Consider the following 16,929-nt stretch of genomic DNA (forward strand, 5'->3'; position numbering starts at 1 on the left):
ATCGTTGTCATTATTCAAAAAGGAAAACGGCGCATAATTACAAGGACCCCACTCCACGGAGTGGACAGATTAGTCTTTGTCATCAACAATCAATATACGAACGCCCCCAACACTACACAAATTGCAAGCGGTGCAGGGCGCAGCAGCGCAAGCGGCAATAATGCCGCCATTGCTTCTCCCTATACACGCCAACAACAAAGTGTCGGCGCAGGCGGTGATGCGACTAACCTAGGCAGCGGGGGCTACAAACGCGGCAAAGCTAAGCCCCTCTTATTATATCCGTATCGCAAAGAAGTTGTGGTCGTTATCAATACCCAGACGGTTAAACTGCCTAAACGGAGCCAGAATGCCTCCGCAACTCAGGTAGCAAGCGGAGGCGGAACGTTCAGCACCGGTGGAACAAACTCCGCTATTGAAAGCCCAGGAACAAGACAACAGCAGGCGGTTGGTGGAGGATCGGGTGGGCACGCCACTAACAAAGGCACAACTAAACGGCGCCACCTCAAACAACGGTCTAGTTAACCCTATTGGGACTATATAACAAGCATAGCAAAAAAGCATGGGCAAACCTGACGAGATCAGGGTGCCCATGCTTTTTGCGGTTTGGCGAGTTGCGCTATAGGTACTTTTTAGTACCTATAGCACTTTAAAGTACGTACTATACTTAATGGACAGATCTCTTCATAATAGCACTTACCGGCCGGTGATTAACACAGCGTAGGAGTGAAAGAAATGTCCTTAGATAAAAAAAGAAGCACCTTGGCGCTCTTAGCTCTAGCCATTAGTGCCTTTGCGATTGGTACCACTGAGTTTATCAGTGTGGGGCTGCTGCCTCTAATCGCCACGGATCTGCATATACCGGTAACCACAGCCGGGTTGACCGTTACTTTATACGCTTTAGGAGTAACTTTTGGCGCACCCATCTTAACGTCGCTAACCACGTCGATATCGCGCAAAACCTTACTGCTAAGCATTATGATCGTCTTTATTATCGGCAATAGTCTTGCGGCGGCTGCGGACGGAATTACACTGCTGTTAATCGCGAGAGTAATTTCCGCTCTGGCCCATGGCTTGTTCATGTCGATTGCTTCGACTATTGCCGCCGACCTCGTGCCTGAGGATCGTAAGGCCAGTGCCATTGCCATCATGTTCACTGGACTTACAGTAGCTACTGTTACTGGCGTTCCGCTAGGTACGTTCCTTGGCCAACAACTCGGCTGGCGTGCTGCATTTGTTGCTATTATTGCTATCGGGCTTATAGCACTCATCGGCAATCTGATCCTTGTTCCTTCATCCGGGCTGCGCAAAGGTACCCATACACCCCTTCGTGAGCAAGTTAAGCTGGTCACCAATGGGCGTTTACTGCTTGCCTTCGCGATTACGGCTTTGGGCTATGGGGGCACATTTGTAGTCTTTACTTATTTATCGCCCCTTCTGCATGAGATCAGCGGCTTCAAAGAGAATACAGTCGCCGTAATCTTGCTTGTATACGGCATTGCGATTGCCATCGGGAACGTGATTGGAGGTAAAGCCGCCAACCGCCAACCGATGAATGCTCTATTCTATATGTTTGCAGTCCAAGCTGTCGTCTTATTTGTCTTAGCTTTTACCGCACCTTACAAGGTTGCCGCACTGATTACGATCTTCTTTATGGGACTGTTAGCTTTCATGAACGTGCCCGGCTTGCAAGTACATGTTGTTACGCTTGCAGATCGATATGCGCCAAGTGCACGAGATGTAGCTTCTGCATTAAATATTGCTGCTTTTAACGCTGGTATTGCCATTGGTGCGTACCTTGGCGGCATCGTCACAGATCATATGGGACTGATTCATACCACTTGGGTAGGTGCCATCATGGTTCTGTCCGCAGTAATACTGACGGCATGGAGCCGTGCTCTGGAGAAGAAAGATGAGGCTCCTCTCCAGACTAAAGCTGCTTAAAGAGCAGTCCATTAACAACCCAAACAAACTTTTAAATATCTTAGGAGGTTACTTTATTATGGCTCAACATCTACAGGATACAACTACATTACACAACGGTGTAAATATGCCTTGGCTAGGGCTTGGCGTATTTAAAGTGGAAGAAGGCGCAGAACTGATACAAGCGATCAAATCGGCTATTAGACACGGTTACCGCAGCATTGACACTGCCGCAATTTATGAGAATGAAACAGGCGTGGGACAAGCCATCCAAGAGGCTCTGCAAGAGAACAGCTTGTCCAGAGAAGAGCTTTTCGTAACCTCAAAGGTCTGGACCGCAGATATGGGCTACGAAGAAACCATTGCCGCCTACGAGGCTAGCTTAGCAAAACTCGGACTTGAATACCTGGATTTGTACCTTATTCACTGGCCTGTAAAAGGAAAATATAAAGAGTCTTGGAGAGCGCTTGAAACGTTGTATAAAGAGGGCCGGGTAAAAGCCATTGGGGTCAGCAACTTCCAGATTCACCATCTTGAAGATGTACTGAAGGATGCTGAGATTAAGCCGATGGTCAATCAAGTTGAATTACATCCTTATTTGAATCAGCAAGAGCTGCTCGACTTCTGCAAAGAGCAAGGAATCCAATTAGAAGCTTGGTCTCCGTTAATGCAAGGTCAATTGTTCGATCAGCCTGTACTGAAACAAATTGCCGTCAAACATGACAAATCCGTCGCTCAGGTTATTGTCCGTTGGGACCTGCAACGGGGGATTATCACCATTCCTAAGTCTACTAAAGAACACCGGATCGTCGAAAATGTAGACGTGTTTGATTTCAAATTATCTGACGAGGATATGACTCTAATTAACTCTCTCAACCAAGATCAGCGGGTAGGTCCAGACCCAGATCATTTTGATTTCTAAGGGATTACGCACCTTGCACTAACACTATAAGCACCGGCAACACGAGAAACGAAGCAAGCGTCGTCCACAAAATACATTTGGATACCAGCTCCGGTGAGGCATTAAAACGCTCGGCTAGCACGACGGCGTTGACGGCAACTGGCATAGAAGCCAAAATCAGCAGCACAGAGAACAAGGTTCCGGTAATTTGCAGGATCGATAATCCGAGGTAAGCCACTAGCGGCGCTAAGATTAATCGAATCGAAAGCCCAGTCCAAAAAGTAGACTGACCCTTGCGTGCGGATGGCATGTTTCTCACTTTAACCATCTGTGCGCCAAGGATCGCCAGTACCACCGGTGAATATCCTCCAGCTACCAAGGCAACCCCTGTAGCCACCTCTGCAGGCAAATGCAGGCCAAAGATACGGAGAAGAAGGGCCAACAGAGCTGCGTAAATGGCAGGAAGTGAAAAGACCGATTTTACTGCATTTTTTACCGAGAACTGAGATCTTGCTGCAAAATAAACGCCTATCGTATTCACGATAATCATCTGTCCGATCACATATACAGAGGCCTTATCGAGACCAAGCTGTCCGAAAGCTAGCAACACCAGCGGAAGTCCATAATTCACGCTATTCGTAAACGTTGAAATCAAGGTCAGACCGGATACTTCGGATGGATCTAGCTTCAATAATTTGCCGACTATATTCGCAATCGCCCATAAGAAGATTAGATTTAGAAGCGAAAAGGCGAGCGTCTTATAAATATCATCCATGGATATCTCTGCAGTAGCCAATGTATTTAAAATAATTGCCGGCGTTAAAAAGTATAGATAAAGCGTCAATAACGGCTTCGTATCCAGATTCTTAAACCGCCCAAGTAGCGCACCCACGATCACAGGAATGGACAAAGGCACGATGACTTGGTATAACGTCGATAACACACTTTGGATCATGAATAGAACTCCTCTGCTGTAGGTTACTTCAAACTATAAGCGTAACAGCGCAGAACGTCTAAGATATGAAATCAATATATCTCATAGCCAAAACCTATCATACCAGCAAAAAAGCTCCCAACCCTTACAAAGGGTTGGGAGCTTTTCGGTATATTGTTACATCATTTTGATCTCAAGCAACTCATATTTAATGATGCCCATCGGTGCATTTACACTAACAATATCGCCGACCTTTTTACCCAGCAATTCCTTGCCTAGCGGGCTTTCATAGGAAATCTTGTTATTAAGAACATCTGCCTCAGCAGCTCCAACAATTCTATATTCGATCTTCTCCGAATATTCGATGTCATTCAGAATAACAATACAACCCATACTAACCTTTGACAGATCCATTTGGCTCTCATCCACGATCTTGGCTTTGGTCAACATTTTCTCCAGAATCATAATACGAGTCTCCATGAACGATTGATCGTCCTTGGCCGAATGGTACTCACTATTTTCCTTCAAGTCTCCATAGCTGATCGCCAATTTAAGCCGTGCGGCCAATTCCTTACGCCCTGCGCCTTTCAATTCCTTCAGCTCTTCCTCTAATTGAGCCAACCCTTCTTTGGTCAAGAACACTTCTTCATTAGACATGTATACAACTCCTATTTTGGATGCTTTATAATATTTTAACCGATATATCCCAAACTTGCGAAAGATCTTACAAGAAGAAACAACATTGTCGTCCTTAAAGGACGACAACCATTTCTCGTAGAAATATAAAGATACTTTAAAGTACAAAACATATAAATGCTTATATTTTAAAAAAATCCCTGCCACAATGGAACATTGGGCAAGGAGGTCAATGCTGCTTAATTATTCTGGCAAATGCTCTTTACAAAAAAGGAGTAACGCTTCTTCCTCGTCCTCTTCCATATCGAAATCGAGCAGTTGACCTGAAGTTGTCTCCTGTAGATCATAACTTACGATGCTGACTTGATCTTCATCCACCTTAATAATCGCTCTAGCGGATACTCCGTTCTCTACATACAGCTCATCATCCTCTGGAACGTCCAGTTGAACGACAAATTCATACCGTTTACCGGTTAGTATACCGAAAGGATCTTTTACATTCTCCACATTGTAGCCCGTAAATGTCAACATAACTCAATCAACCTCTTTTCCTAATACCTGCCACGTCATTGTATCACAAAAAGTAACATATTGTTGTCGAGGTAGTCCGTCAAGCCATGGCTTTGGATTTCTTGATTTGTTTGCTTCGCAGCTGTCCGCAGGCAGCATCAATATCCACACCATGCTCCAGACGAGTGCTTACGCTGACACCCTGCTTCTTCAAGGTATCAAAAAAGGCCCGCACCGTCTCCCGCTCGCTTCTTTGATATTGGCTGTGTTCATCCACCGGGTTATAAGGAATCAAATTCACATTGACGAGCGGGCGTCGATCGCCAATCAGCTCGGCCAGCTCAAGCGCATGCTCTCTGCCGTCGTTTACATCCTTCATCAGAATGTATTCCAGCGTAATTCTCCGCTTGGTTTTCTCCAAATAATAATCTATAGACTCCATTAGCTTCTCTATTGGAATGGCCTTGTTAATCTTCATGATCTGCGTCCGCAGTTCATTATTAGGGGCATGCAAAGAAACCGCCAGGTTCACCTGCGTATTCGCATCCGCAAATTCAACGATTTTGTTAGCCAATCCGCTCGTTGATACGGTAATCCCTCTACCTGCAATTGCTAGTCCCTTGTGATCTTTGACAATCGCCAGGAAATCGAGCAGGTTCTTGAAGTTATCGAATGGCTCGCCAATGCCCATCACTACGACGTGACTGACCTTTTGATCCAGGTTCGCCGCATCCAGATGCTGCTGGACCTTCATAATCTGCTCCACAATCTCTCCGCTGGAGAGATCCCGGCTCTTCGCCAATAGCCCACTTGCACAGAAGCTGCAGCCGATATTGCAGCCCACTTGCGTGGTTACACATACAGACAAGCCGTATTTCTGTCTCATAAGCACGGTCTCGATCAGGTTGCCATCCTTTAGGCGGAACAGGAACTTAATCGTCCCATCCGCAGATTCCTGCTTCACATGTTCTTCCAAGGTATGAATGACAAAATTCTGCTCTAATAATTCTACACAATCTTTATTTACATCGAGCATTTCCGAAAAGTCTGTAATCCGCTTCCGATAAAGCCAATCCCAGACCTGCGTAGCCCGAAACTTTTTATGTCCACGTTCTAACAGCCATGCCGCCAGTTGATCAAAAGTTAATCCATAAATGGATTCTATATTCATTCGTTATCCTCTTTTCAAAACGTTAAAGTTCAGACCATCACTACTCATTGTCTCAAATTTTTTTTATTAAAACAAGGGGAGTTATTGGGTTGTGTCGAAGTTTACACCATTAAAGTCTGTTCTATGAACATGTATCTAAGGAGCGATGGAATCATATGGGTTCAACAAGAATAAAAGCAATCAGCCTCACCCTTCTAGCTGCCGTTCTAATCCTTGGCGGTTTTTTAGTGTATATTACTCTCACTGACTATAAACCACAGGAGATTACTACACTTACTGTAAACAATAATCCGCAGCAAGTAATGAAGCAGGGAGAGTCCTTTTCTGTAACTACCTTTAATATTGGCTACGCCGGGTTGGATAAAGGCCAAGATTTCTTTATGGATGGCGGAACAAAGTCACGCTCAAGCAGTAGGGAACAAACGAAGATAAACCTTGAGGCCGTAGCGTCCCTTATGACAGTTACAGACTCGGACCTGTTCATGCTGCAGGAGGTCGACATCGATTCTTCCCGTAGCAACGGTATAGATGAAGTCTCTTACTTGTCGAATAAATTTGCTGATTACAGCAATGTTTTCGCGACCAACTACAAGGTACCTTGGGTACCGCTTCCTGTTCTTGATCCGATGGGCTCGGTGAACAGCGGTTTATTAACTTTATCCCGTTTTAACAGCACAAGTAATATTAGATATGATCTCCCGGGCAAAGAAACCTGGCCCCGCCAACAATTTGATCTCGACCGTGCTTTTGTGGAGAGCAGATTCCCCGTTGATAATGGAAAAGAACTGATTCTAGTCAATCTTCATTTATCAGCCTTTGACCAAGGCGGAACGATTCGCAAACAGCAATTGGAGTATTTATCGGCTTATATCAAGAAGGAGAATGACAAAGGGAATTACCTCATCTTAGGGGGAGATTGGAACCATTCCCTTCCGGGTACAGCTCCTGATGCTTTCGAGACAACGCAGGATTGGCCGCAATGGCTGCAGGAATTCCCTGAACATTTTCAACAGGGCTTTCAGTGGGCTGTAGATGCCAAGGTACCCTCCGTCCGGACGCTCGATGTTGCCTATTCAGAAGGTGTGAATTTCCGCGCAGTGATTGATGGCTTCCTAGTCTCACCAAACGTCAGCATAAGCGGCGTACAGGGTCATGAGTTATCCTTCGAACACAGTGATCACAACCCTGTAACAGCCACTTTTATTCTGCAATAACATGGATTCTCTGATTCTATTTAAAAACAACAAATTTTAGGTTTTTCTCTTGGAAATACTTAATGATAGCGGGCAAAGCTTCTACAGTAATCTTCTTTTCGTGAAATAGATAGACTCCGCCGGACGGATCGGCATGATGAACATATTGAAGAATATCCTCTGGGTTCTTGACGTTCCAATCCTCGGGATCACGATTCCACAATAATACCTTCATCTGCTGTTCCGTCACCTTGGCGGTTAACTTGTCATTGATCGCCCCATATGGCGGCCGAAAAATAGTAATCGGTGATTGTGTAATTTCCTCCAGCGCCTGATTAGTCTTCGCCAAGTTATTCCGGTTCTCCTCAACGCCATTAGCAGTCATTTTGCTATGATCCCACGAATGACTCCCAACCGACATCTTATGCTCATTAGCATACCTAACGGCTTCCGCATTATGAGCTACCTTATTCCCAATGAATAAAAAGGTGGCAGCCACCTTATGTTCTACTAGAATATCTACGATCTCTTTCGTATACTTTGACGGTCCATCATCAAATGACAAGGCAACATAACCCTTCGGCAAACTATACAAAAATTCATTCTCGGGTAATTCATACTTTTCGTACGGTAATGTCTGTTCTTGAGGAGGGACTGAAGGTTCTGGTGTAGGCTCAGCTTGCTGGTTATGAACCGATATCGTCTGCGCTAGGGTAACGAACGGTACCGAAAGTAATGGCTCAGAGTCGGCCCCTAATACGGGTTCCTCCAGCGCTTCAGCACTATCTACGAGTTGTCCATCCATTCGCAGAGGTAACACAAATATCAAACAAGCGAACATGAGACACAGCAGTGCAACCAGTCCAATTCGTTTGGTCTTCTTTCTGCTTATCCTATGCCCTGGTTCTGTAGAGGGAAGCATGGTCTGAACTACCCTCTCCTCTTCTACTTGAGGATAGTCCTGCTGCTTTAATTGAAGAAGTTGGGTTACATAATTTTCAGAACAGGCAAAATACAATGTTTCGCTGTAAGCTCTGTTCATTATAATCAGCGTGCTGTAGTAACTATTCCGAAACGGATCCCACTTCGGATACAGCGACAATCTCATTCTCCCTCCGGAAAAGGGACCTAGCGCCTTCAATTGTTCGTATGTAAATTCATCTATGGTGAGCTTGCTTCTTGCGTACCCAACATTACGGGTTAGACCTACCTCAATCTGATAACCGGCCTGTTCATGCTCAAGCGACAGTAACTCAATCATTAGAATGGTGTCCGGTTCCTTAGATGCCATGAATCCTATGTATCTCCGTTTCCATCGTTTCGATCCGTCAGACTACTGCCACTCCCAAAAGGAACCGTCATCCGATTGGTGAAATCGCTGATCATACCCGAGAGATACGCCTTTTCTTGGCGAATCGTATCGTACTTTTGTTTTAGATGTGCATTCTCAATCTCAACCCGTCCGATTTTCTCTTCCAGATCATTCATCTTTTTGAGTTTCTCTGCATGGGCTTCGTTATGTTTTTGAATCAGATTTACATATTTTTGCTGCTCCAGCTCAATGGTACTCTTCAATTCCTCAATCTCAGCTGTGAGCGTAGTTTGAAGCTCCCGGTAATCCTCCAGCACTTGATCGACCTTCAAATTTCTCTCAATCAACTTATGCTCAAGCTCGCGGACATTCTTTTCTCTTTCCTCAATAACCTTATTGAGGTTCTTCATATCCCGGTTTAAGCGCTCCACATGACTGCTGGAATGGGTTAACCGATCCTGAAGCTCATTAATATTGGTCTCCGCATGTTGTCTGGCCTGAATAATCTGCTCCACGGAGAAGATCAAATCGAGTGATTTTTTATCAAGCTGAGCTTTGCCTGTAGTAACCAATCCAGCTAAAGTCTCGTCCGAGGTCTTTTCTTCTATTTCTTCGACCTGTTCATCTAATAATTGTACCTTTTGAACCATATCCGACTTGGATTGCTTATCCACTGAATCTTTCTTTTTAAAAAAGGGGGAAATCATCGATTTTATCACCTCAATTATAAAAAAATGTCAAAAAATGTCGAGTGCCCACGAGTCTATTATAGTTTACTTATCTTGTATGTAAGTGAGCCTTTATATCTAACTTTCTGAAATGCACCTAAAGACCTATTCTCTTCTGCAAAATAAAAAAAGCACCCCTTCGGGTGCTTTGATTTCAATTGAATTTATCGGGAAATTGTTTGATCAATCCCTCGGTTAAGATATCTGCGAACATGATCATATGCTCCAGCCCTTTATCAAATGCGGCAATTTCGGCATCCCAATCCTTTTTAACTCTAGCTGTCACGTCATCAGTAATCAATTCCAGATGTTCATGAAGCATTTCCTTTAATTGTTCATAAGAATATTTGGGGTTCTGGCTACTAAGAAACTTGGCAATGTCATCAGCGTTGGCATACCACTCTTTATTGTATTTTTCCACATCGGCCTGATTTCCAGCCTTTACAGCACCTAGAACTTTTCCGGCAATAAGAATATGCTCCCGCAATAATTGAGCCAGCTTATCTCCAACTGCCTCACCGTAATACGGTTTAAAGACATCCCCTATGTCCTGCTGATTCTGTAACAGCCTTGCCAGTACCTTATCCTTGTCCTCAGAATCTGCAAAGGCGCTAACAATGTAGTTCTTTGTCCATACCACATGATCGATCCATAACTTCCTAAGATTATCCTTAAGCTCAATTACGGAGGGGGTTAAGCATTGCTTGTGGGAGCTCTTTTTCTCTTTAGCTGCTGCAGCATCGGCAATTGTAGGTGTAACACTTACAACCAGAAACATACACAATAAGGTTAGCTTCAACATCAAATACTTATTTTTCAATATGACCTATCTCCTTGTGAACAGTGATGGATTTGAATATCTTGTATATTGTGCACCTTTACTTCCATTTCATTCGCAACTATTCTCAGAACACAAAAAAGCACCATCACGTGGACGGTGCCTGGGTCTTACTTTTATCTAAACATCACTTTATCTACGTTGTATTTAGATTTCAGTTCATTAATGATATAGGTTTCGTAGATCTCTCTATGAACTGGACTTTCGATCAAACACACATCAATTCTGGTGACCTCGTCCCGATGTTGCTTGATGTCAGATACGGTGTCTTCAAAATGTTTTTTAATTCTTGGTCTTAGCTTTCTCGCTTTACCTACAAACAACAACTCATCCTGATCATTGTAGAACATAAAGATACCGCCGTAATCTCTCGGAATCAGGTGAAAGTCCGTAAATCCGTAAATATTGCTTAACTGCGGGTTAATTTGTTTAGTAATACTAACATCCGCTTTTGGAATCGTTATGTTGATCATTAGCTCACGTCCTCTTTCTATATAGGAGTAAATAGTATCATAAATCGCTAAGTAAGACCATTCAATCTGGCGCAGTCAAATAAATACAATAAAAGCAAGTTCGATTGATCTAATGGAAATATTACTAAAAAATATGGCATTATTCAAAACCTTCCTGCCCAAGGGTTGCGGTCTTAGACAGTAGAGGATTATAAATAAAATAGAGGCGTTTGCATCATGATATATAGATATTTGTCATCTAGGAGGATTTGATTCATGGCAGTAACAGACCGGCAAAAAATAGTAGATAGCGTCCCGCAAAAGGGTTTCTTCGGACATCCTAAGGGACTTTTCACCCTTTTCTTCACAGAATTTTGGGAGCGTTTCTCTTATTATGGCATGCGAGCTATCCTTGTCTACTACATGTATTATGAAGTGAGCCAAGGCGGTCTCGGATTACGTGAAGATATGGCACTTTCTATTATGTCTATCTATGGTTCGCTTGTATATATGTCAGGGATCATTGGAGGCTGGCTTGCGGATCGGCTCCTCGGGACTTCGAGGGCTGTTTTCTACGGCGGCGTTTTAATCATGTTCGGGCATATACTACTGGCTATTCCAGGCAATACCACATTGTTTTTTGCTTCGATGGTTTTAATCGTACTCGGAACGGGTCTACTGAAACCCAATGTTTCAAGTATTGTCGGCGAAATTTATAGCGAGCAGGATAACCGCCGTGACGCTGCCTTCAGCATTTTTTATATGGGTATTAACCTGGGAGGATTTCTCTCCCCACTAATTGTTGGCGCAGTAGGCATGAATAATTTCCATCTAGGTTTCTCGATTGCCGCAGTCGGAATGTTTGTTGGACTAGTCGTTTATATTATGACTCGCACAAAAAATCTGGGTTTGGCCGGTACGATTGTACACAACCCTATTCCTGCAGATCAGAAGAAAAAGATCTTTACTTGGATTGGTGTAGGATTAGTTGTACTTGCGATTTTGATTACGATCGGCATTCTTACCGGAGTGCTTACCTTTGAAACATTAATAAAAATAGTAGGGGTATTAGGCTTACTTATTCCTACGATGTATTTCATTATGATGTACCGCAGTCCCAAAACAACAGCCGTTGAACGGTCAAGAATTCTCGCATACATTCCTTTATTTATCGCATCGATTATGTTCTGGGCGATTCAAGAGCAGACTTCTACAGTTCTTGCTAGTTTTGCTGATAAACGGACCCAATTGGATTTTGCAGGCTTACACATTTCTCCTGCTTGGTTCCAATCGCTTAACCCGCTGTTTATTATCACTCTTGCACCTATATTTGCCTGGTTGTGGTTAAAGCTCGGTAACCGTCAACCCTCGATTCCGCAAAAGTTCTCGCTTGGTTTATTGTTTGCCGGTTTATCCTTCTTGGTGATTCTAGTACCTGCTTATTTCGGTGGAGCTAATTCACTTGTGAATCCATTATGGCTGGTACTCAGCTATTTTATCATCGTAATCGGGGAGTTATGCTTGTCCCCTGTGGGCTTATCAGCAACGACCAAACTGGCACCGGCGGCTTTTACCGCTCAAATGATGAGTATGTGGTTCTTATCGAATGCCGCTGCTCAAGCAATTAATGCTCAAATTGTGAAGTTCTATACCCCGGATACCGAAATGATGTACTTTGGAGTAATTGGTGGAGTGGCCCTTATCCTTGCGCTTATCCTCTTCCTATTCTCTTCCAAAATTCAGAATTTTATGAAAGGGATACATTAAAGACACCCAAAGGCTGCCCGAGATCTTCTCGGCAGCCTTTTTTTGGTTTCCTATAGTTATCCAACCTCTACACCAGAAACATGGCGACAATCGTCGTGACTACCAGCCCAATCAATACAGGCTTAACATTCCGTCTTGCCAGCTCAAAGGGGCTTACTCCGCAAATAGCAGCCGCCGGAATCAATGCCCACGGAATCAGCGTGCCTCCACCCACCCAAATGGCAGCTACCTGACCCAGCGCAGTTAAAGTCGCCGCATCGGAATGTGTGGCCACCGCAAACAATTTCCCAATAGACCCGGCAAGTGAAATGCCCGAGAACCCTGAACCATCTAGGCCTGTAATGGCTCCGGTTATAGTTGCGGTCACAGCACCCACTGCACCGTTCAGAGGAACGTTATGAGCTAGAGCGACCCCTAGATCATTTACAATCCCCTGAGATGCGGCGGGCAGCACTTTGCCGAATAATTCAGCAAACGCCGAATCCCCCAGATAGAAAAAAGCGGCAATCGGTATCACAGGACCAAATACTTTGAAGCCAAACGTAAGTCCATCAATCAGATAAGTAGTTACTTGCTCCAATCCTTTATTACGATGTGCCAACAAGGTTACTACAACCAGAATGAACACCGCAGTACCACCAACTAAGGCAGTTGCGTCTCCACCCTGCAAATCGAGCAGAAACATGCCTGCTACATCGGCTAAAAACAGGATGGGAATGGCGATGGCCAGCCATTGTTTCAATGCTGGATGAATCACCGCTGGATCTTCTGCCGTATCATTCTCTGCAGATAACGCACTCACGGCACTTTTCCCGGCAATAAGACCGTCTCGCCAAGTTCCCTTCTTCTGATCTCTGCGCATCATCCAATACGCCGTTATCGTAGTCACCACGCCCATAACAATTACAAGCGGAACACTCGCCTCCATGACACTGGTCACCGGAAGTCCGGCCGCATCTGCTGTTAGTTTAGGTGCACCTTGAATAATGTAATCACCTGAGAGCGCAATCCCGTGGCCAAATAAATTCATTGCCATCGCCGCTCCAAGAGCCGGCAGTCCCACTCGAATGGCAACCGGCAGCAGCACAACCCCGATCAAGGCCACTGCGGGTGAAGGCCAGAAGAACCATGAGGTGACCATCATAATCAGACCGATCCCCCAAAAGGCTATGAACGGTGTGCGCAAAAAGCGGGTAAGTGGAGCAACCATGATTTCGTTAATCCCCGTGCGTGTTAATACCCGGCTCATGGCTACTATGATCGAAATAATCATGATCGTACCCATTAGCTCCTTGGTTGCATATACAAAAGAGTTGAATACACCTGTGACCGAACCACTGACAGTTTCTGTGGCTAACCACCCAAGTACAAAGATGCCCGCAATACAGATCATCGTTGTGTCCCGTCTCTTGATCAGAAGTGCCATTATAAATACGATAAATGCCAGATATACATAATGGAGCGCTGTTAACTGGATGCCCATCTCTGCACCACACCCTTCTCCTACTATCCGAGTGCTATATGGTATGCAGGGGTGTAGGCTAATGTTCAGTAGAAATGGGCCTAAAACAGCAAAAGAAGCCGTCCCGCGCGTAGAGAAAATCTACGTATGGGACGGCTTCTTAATGTTTCTTAATTAGAGATTATTATTTAGCTACAACTCCGCCATCAACCGGCAGCTCAACACCTGTAATGTAAGAAGCTTCATCAGAAGCCAAGAACAATACAGCTTCAGCTACTTCAGAAGCACGTCCAACACGTGGCAGCGCAGTCTGAGACATAAAGAAGCTATGCATTTTTTCGTTATTTACAAATTCAGCACTCATTGGGGTTTCGATAAATCCTGGGTGAACAGAGTTCACACGAATGTTATCTTTACCAAAGTCTACAGCTGCTGCTTTACTAAGCATACGAACTGCACCTTTTGAAGCTGTATAAGCACCAGCACCGCTGCTGCCAGTCAAACCTGCGATGGATGAAATATTAACGATGGAACCACCTTTATTGTTCTTCATTTGAGGAACAACATGCTTCATGCCAAGGAATACGCTGCTCACGTTGATGTTCATTACCTTGTTCCATTGATCAACAGTGGATTCGAGCAATTGAACCGGGAATGAGATCCCTGCATTGTTTACCAAAATGTCGATTTTCCCGAACTTGCTAATCACATCTTCTACAACCTTGATCCAGTCTTCTTCGGAAGCCACATTATGTGCATAAGCTGCTGCTTGACCACCATTTGCTTCAATTTCCTTCACAACTGCTTGTACGGCAGCCTCGTTAATATCAGTGGCTACAACTGTAGCACCTTCTTTGGACAATAAAAGGGCTTCTTCACGGCCCATGCCGCTGCCTGCACCTGTAATAATTGCTACTTTATTAGTTAGACGATTCATAATTAGGTCTCCTCTATAATCATATTGTGATATAATATTTGAGTGATGATAGTCACACTATCACTGTGATATACATCATATCATTTTTGCAAAAGAACTACAACCACTCCTTGCTTAATCCAATAAACGGTGGATATAATACTAATAATTGAAAATCCCAATCAAAAAATGGAAGGGTCTAGCCCTCATGAATCCTAAAACACGATACGAAAAAGAAAGATCCGATGGTAAACAGCAACGATTAATTACGATCCTCGAATCCGCAGAACGAGTATTATCACAAAAAGGAATCGAAAAGTCGACGATGCAAGATGTCGCAAGCGAAGCCAATATCGGGATTGCGACGTTATTTCGCTATTTTCCCAGAAAAGAAAAACTCGTAGTGGCTGTAGCCACCCGAATGCTGGAGCCTATGCTCGATCATTTTAAATACGTAGCGGACTTGCCCCTTACTTGTCTTGAACAAATCGAGAAATTATTTGATTTTTTTATTCAGGATCAAAATCATCTAAGTATTATTTTTATGGTCAATTTCGAAAGCTACGCCTCACACTCAAGTGAACCTGTTGAGGATGTTCTAAGTTTCAATGCACTCAACCGCAAAATTTGGCATGAATACTCCAGGATCATTCAAAATGGGGTAGAAGACGGCTCTATTCGTGCGGGTCTCCCCGTAAAAGAGACCTTAATTACGCTCATGAATAGCTTTGCCCTCTTTTCCAGAAAACTAACGATGAAAAAAAACATTCTCCTGCTGGAATCGGATCTAGACTCCGACGATCAGCTTGAGCTGCTTAAACAAATTTTTCTGGATCATTTAAAAGCCTAAAAAGCGCCAGTTTCCTTAGGAGGGGAACTTGGCGCTTTTTCTATAGTCAAAACAAAAAGAGACATTTCCAAGGAAATTGCCTCTATCCAGATTCAAGTTGCGACCTAAATACTGCCTTCGTTAGCTAGTGAAATGGGCAGGTTGCGACGGGTGATTGTTGATAAAGAAAACGAGGGCTGAAATCATATTCTTTTAACGTACGATCATGCCAAATCGGTGTAGACGAGGGTGACATAGGCGGAATCAACCAGGACCAGCGCCCTGAGACTTGGCGCCCCTGCTCGTTCTCCTGTTGCTGGAATCGAACAAATTGATCTGCTGCTGTATGGTGATCCACGATGCTGACACCTGCTTGCTTGAAGGAATGCAGCACTGCGCGATTCAGCTCAAGAAGCGCCCTATCCTTCCAAAGCGTTGTGTTGCTGGAGCGATCCAGTCCCATCACATCAGCTATAGCTGGCAAAGTGTTGTATCGTCCGGTATCCCCCAAGTTACGCGAGCCGATTTCAGTCTCCATGTACCAACCGTTAAAAGGAGCAGCCGTGTACAGAATACCGCCAATTTCCAACTGCATGTCCGCGATAATGGGTACAGAATACCAACGGAGCTGAAGCTCAGCAAAACGTTCAATTTCAGGATGTGTTAACGGTACCTCCTGAATGAAGTGATCAGGAATAGGGAAAACGTAGGGATGCCCGTTGCCAATACTTATCACTAACGGCAACACATCATAATCGCCACCCGTTCCTTGCCAACCTAGTTGCTGGCACATTTTTGTGAATTCATCCGATGCCGGATCGCCTGCACGTCCGTGTTCTTCACCGCCAGGATAACCGGCATAACGAATCAATTGGTGGTTCCAGATCCGAATCCGCTGATTCGGATCTTCTCCGCTGCGGAAGACCGTGATGAGTGAACGAATACGTCCTCCGTTGTTCGCCTTTTCCAGATGTCGCAGCAACGCTTCAGCAACTTGTTCCTCAGTCTCTGCTTGACGTTCATCGATTAGCTCAATGGATTGCCAAAAAAGACGCCCAATGCAGCGGCTATTATGGCGCCAGGCCATTCTTGCACCATGCGCTAATTCTTCCGTTGTATGTGTGTAACTGCCTGATTGGTTAATTTCCTCATGTACGGCTAGGATGCGATGATCCGTCTCGGCTTCAGACTTGTCTAGTTCAGCGTAACATTGTCGAATGAAAGCTTCCGCCTGCCGGGTTAATTCTTCGATGCGCTTGCCATTCATATCCCTTATCCCCCATCTAAACCCTTGCTTAAACTCTCAATCCAGTATAACATCCCTCTTCCTATGCCACATCTTTCAGGGAAAAGCGCATAA

The 16,929-nt window shown here is 44.5% G+C and carries 17 protein-coding genes; 6 read left to right on the forward strand and 11 right to left on the reverse strand.

Annotation, left to right across the window (positions count from 1 at the left end):
* The first annotated feature begins 9 nt into the window (after positions 1-9).
* From MHH50_RS29800 to MHH50_RS29810, 3 genes are all read left to right on the forward strand, one after another.
* On the forward strand, positions 10-522 hold the full coding sequence (locus MHH50_RS29800; protein WP_254848697.1) for a hypothetical protein: 513 nt from the start codon (positions 10-12) through the stop codon (positions 520-522).
* 210 nt (positions 523-732) lie between these two features.
* Positions 733-1,941: an MFS transporter gene (locus tag MHH50_RS29805; RefSeq protein ID WP_076124110.1), complete on the forward strand. Its 1,209-nt coding sequence runs from the start codon at positions 733-735 to the stop codon at positions 1,939-1,941.
* Between the two features lie 58 nt (positions 1,942-1,999).
* Positions 2,000-2,842, forward strand: a complete 843-nt coding sequence (locus MHH50_RS29810) for an aldo/keto reductase (RefSeq protein WP_076278257.1) — start codon at positions 2,000-2,002, stop codon at positions 2,840-2,842.
* 4 nt (positions 2,843-2,846) lie between these two features.
* On the opposite strand, the gene MHH50_RS29815 is transcribed toward MHH50_RS29810, so the two are convergent.
* From MHH50_RS29815 to rlmN, 4 genes are all read right to left on the reverse strand, one after another.
* Positions 2,847-3,776 (reverse strand): AEC family transporter, encoded by a 930-nt coding sequence (locus tag MHH50_RS29815; protein ID WP_076181882.1) that lies wholly within the window; start codon positions 3,774-3,776, stop codon positions 2,847-2,849.
* A gap of 156 nt (positions 3,777-3,932) precedes the next feature.
* On the reverse strand, positions 3,933-4,412 hold the full coding sequence (gene greA, locus MHH50_RS29820; protein ID WP_036682220.1) for a transcription elongation factor GreA: 480 nt from the start codon (positions 4,410-4,412) through the stop codon (positions 3,933-3,935).
* A gap of 222 nt (positions 4,413-4,634) precedes the next feature.
* Complete coding sequence (locus tag MHH50_RS29825) at positions 4,635-4,922, reverse strand: DUF6509 family protein (RefSeq protein ID WP_036682221.1); 288 nt, start codon at positions 4,920-4,922, stop codon at positions 4,635-4,637.
* Positions 4,923-5,001: 79 nt separating this feature from the next.
* Entirely contained in the window at positions 5,002-6,072 is a 1,071-nt protein-coding gene (rlmN, locus tag MHH50_RS29830; protein WP_036682223.1) for a 23S rRNA (adenine(2503)-C(2))-methyltransferase RlmN, read from the reverse strand.
* Positions 6,073-6,227: 155 nt separating this feature from the next.
* Here rlmN and MHH50_RS29835 point away from each other — a divergent pair, with 155 nt between their 5' ends.
* Entirely contained in the window at positions 6,228-7,286 is a 1,059-nt protein-coding gene (locus MHH50_RS29835) for an endonuclease/exonuclease/phosphatase family protein (protein WP_076191625.1), read from the forward strand.
* A 16-nt stretch (positions 7,287-7,302) separates the two neighbouring features.
* On the opposite strand, the gene MHH50_RS29840 is transcribed toward MHH50_RS29835, so the two are convergent.
* The 4 genes from MHH50_RS29840 to MHH50_RS29855 form a co-directional block, all read right to left on the reverse strand.
* Positions 7,303-8,556, reverse strand: a complete 1,254-nt coding sequence (locus MHH50_RS29840; RefSeq protein WP_076124117.1) for a polysaccharide deacetylase family protein — start codon at positions 8,554-8,556, stop codon at positions 7,303-7,305.
* Between the two features lie 5 nt (positions 8,557-8,561).
* Complete coding sequence (locus MHH50_RS29845; RefSeq protein WP_239498760.1) at positions 8,562-9,251, reverse strand: hypothetical protein; 690 nt, start codon at positions 9,249-9,251, stop codon at positions 8,562-8,564.
* Positions 9,252-9,459: 208 nt separating this feature from the next.
* Positions 9,460-10,125, reverse strand: coding sequence for a glycosyltransferase (locus MHH50_RS29850; protein ID WP_175617270.1), 666 nt, complete (start codon positions 10,123-10,125; stop codon positions 9,460-9,462).
* 134 nt (positions 10,126-10,259) lie between these two features.
* A complete protein-coding gene (locus MHH50_RS29855) occupies positions 10,260-10,616 on the reverse strand; it encodes a nucleotide excision repair endonuclease (protein ID WP_036682230.1) in 357 nt (118 codons plus the stop codon).
* A gap of 255 nt (positions 10,617-10,871) precedes the next feature.
* Here MHH50_RS29855 and MHH50_RS29860 point away from each other — a divergent pair, with 255 nt between their 5' ends.
* On the forward strand, positions 10,872-12,362 hold the full coding sequence (locus MHH50_RS29860; RefSeq protein ID WP_340033800.1) for a peptide MFS transporter: 1,491 nt from the start codon (positions 10,872-10,874) through the stop codon (positions 12,360-12,362).
* Between the two features lie 67 nt (positions 12,363-12,429).
* Here the strand turns inward: MHH50_RS29860 and MHH50_RS29865 are convergent, their stop codons facing one another.
* Entirely contained in the window at positions 12,430-13,845 is a 1,416-nt protein-coding gene (locus tag MHH50_RS29865) for a hypothetical protein (protein ID WP_076278256.1), read from the reverse strand.
* Between the two features lie 163 nt (positions 13,846-14,008).
* On the reverse strand, positions 14,009-14,761 hold the full coding sequence (locus tag MHH50_RS29870; RefSeq protein ID WP_038573803.1) for an SDR family NAD(P)-dependent oxidoreductase: 753 nt from the start codon (positions 14,759-14,761) through the stop codon (positions 14,009-14,011).
* A gap of 187 nt (positions 14,762-14,948) precedes the next feature.
* Here MHH50_RS29870 and MHH50_RS29875 point away from each other — a divergent pair, with 187 nt between their 5' ends.
* Complete coding sequence (locus MHH50_RS29875; RefSeq protein ID WP_076105092.1) at positions 14,949-15,590, forward strand: helix-turn-helix domain-containing protein; 642 nt, start codon at positions 14,949-14,951, stop codon at positions 15,588-15,590.
* 124 nt (positions 15,591-15,714) lie between these two features.
* Here the strand turns inward: MHH50_RS29875 and MHH50_RS29880 are convergent, their stop codons facing one another.
* A complete protein-coding gene (locus MHH50_RS29880; RefSeq protein WP_340033802.1) occupies positions 15,715-16,836 on the reverse strand; it encodes a nitric oxide synthase oxygenase in 1,122 nt (373 codons plus the stop codon).
* Positions 16,837-16,929: the final 93 nt, after the last annotated feature.

The organism is Paenibacillus sp. FSL H3-0302 (genome assembly GCF_037982245.1).
Taxonomy (GTDB): domain Bacteria; phylum Bacillota; class Bacilli; order Paenibacillales; family Paenibacillaceae; genus Paenibacillus_AQ; species Paenibacillus_AQ odorifer.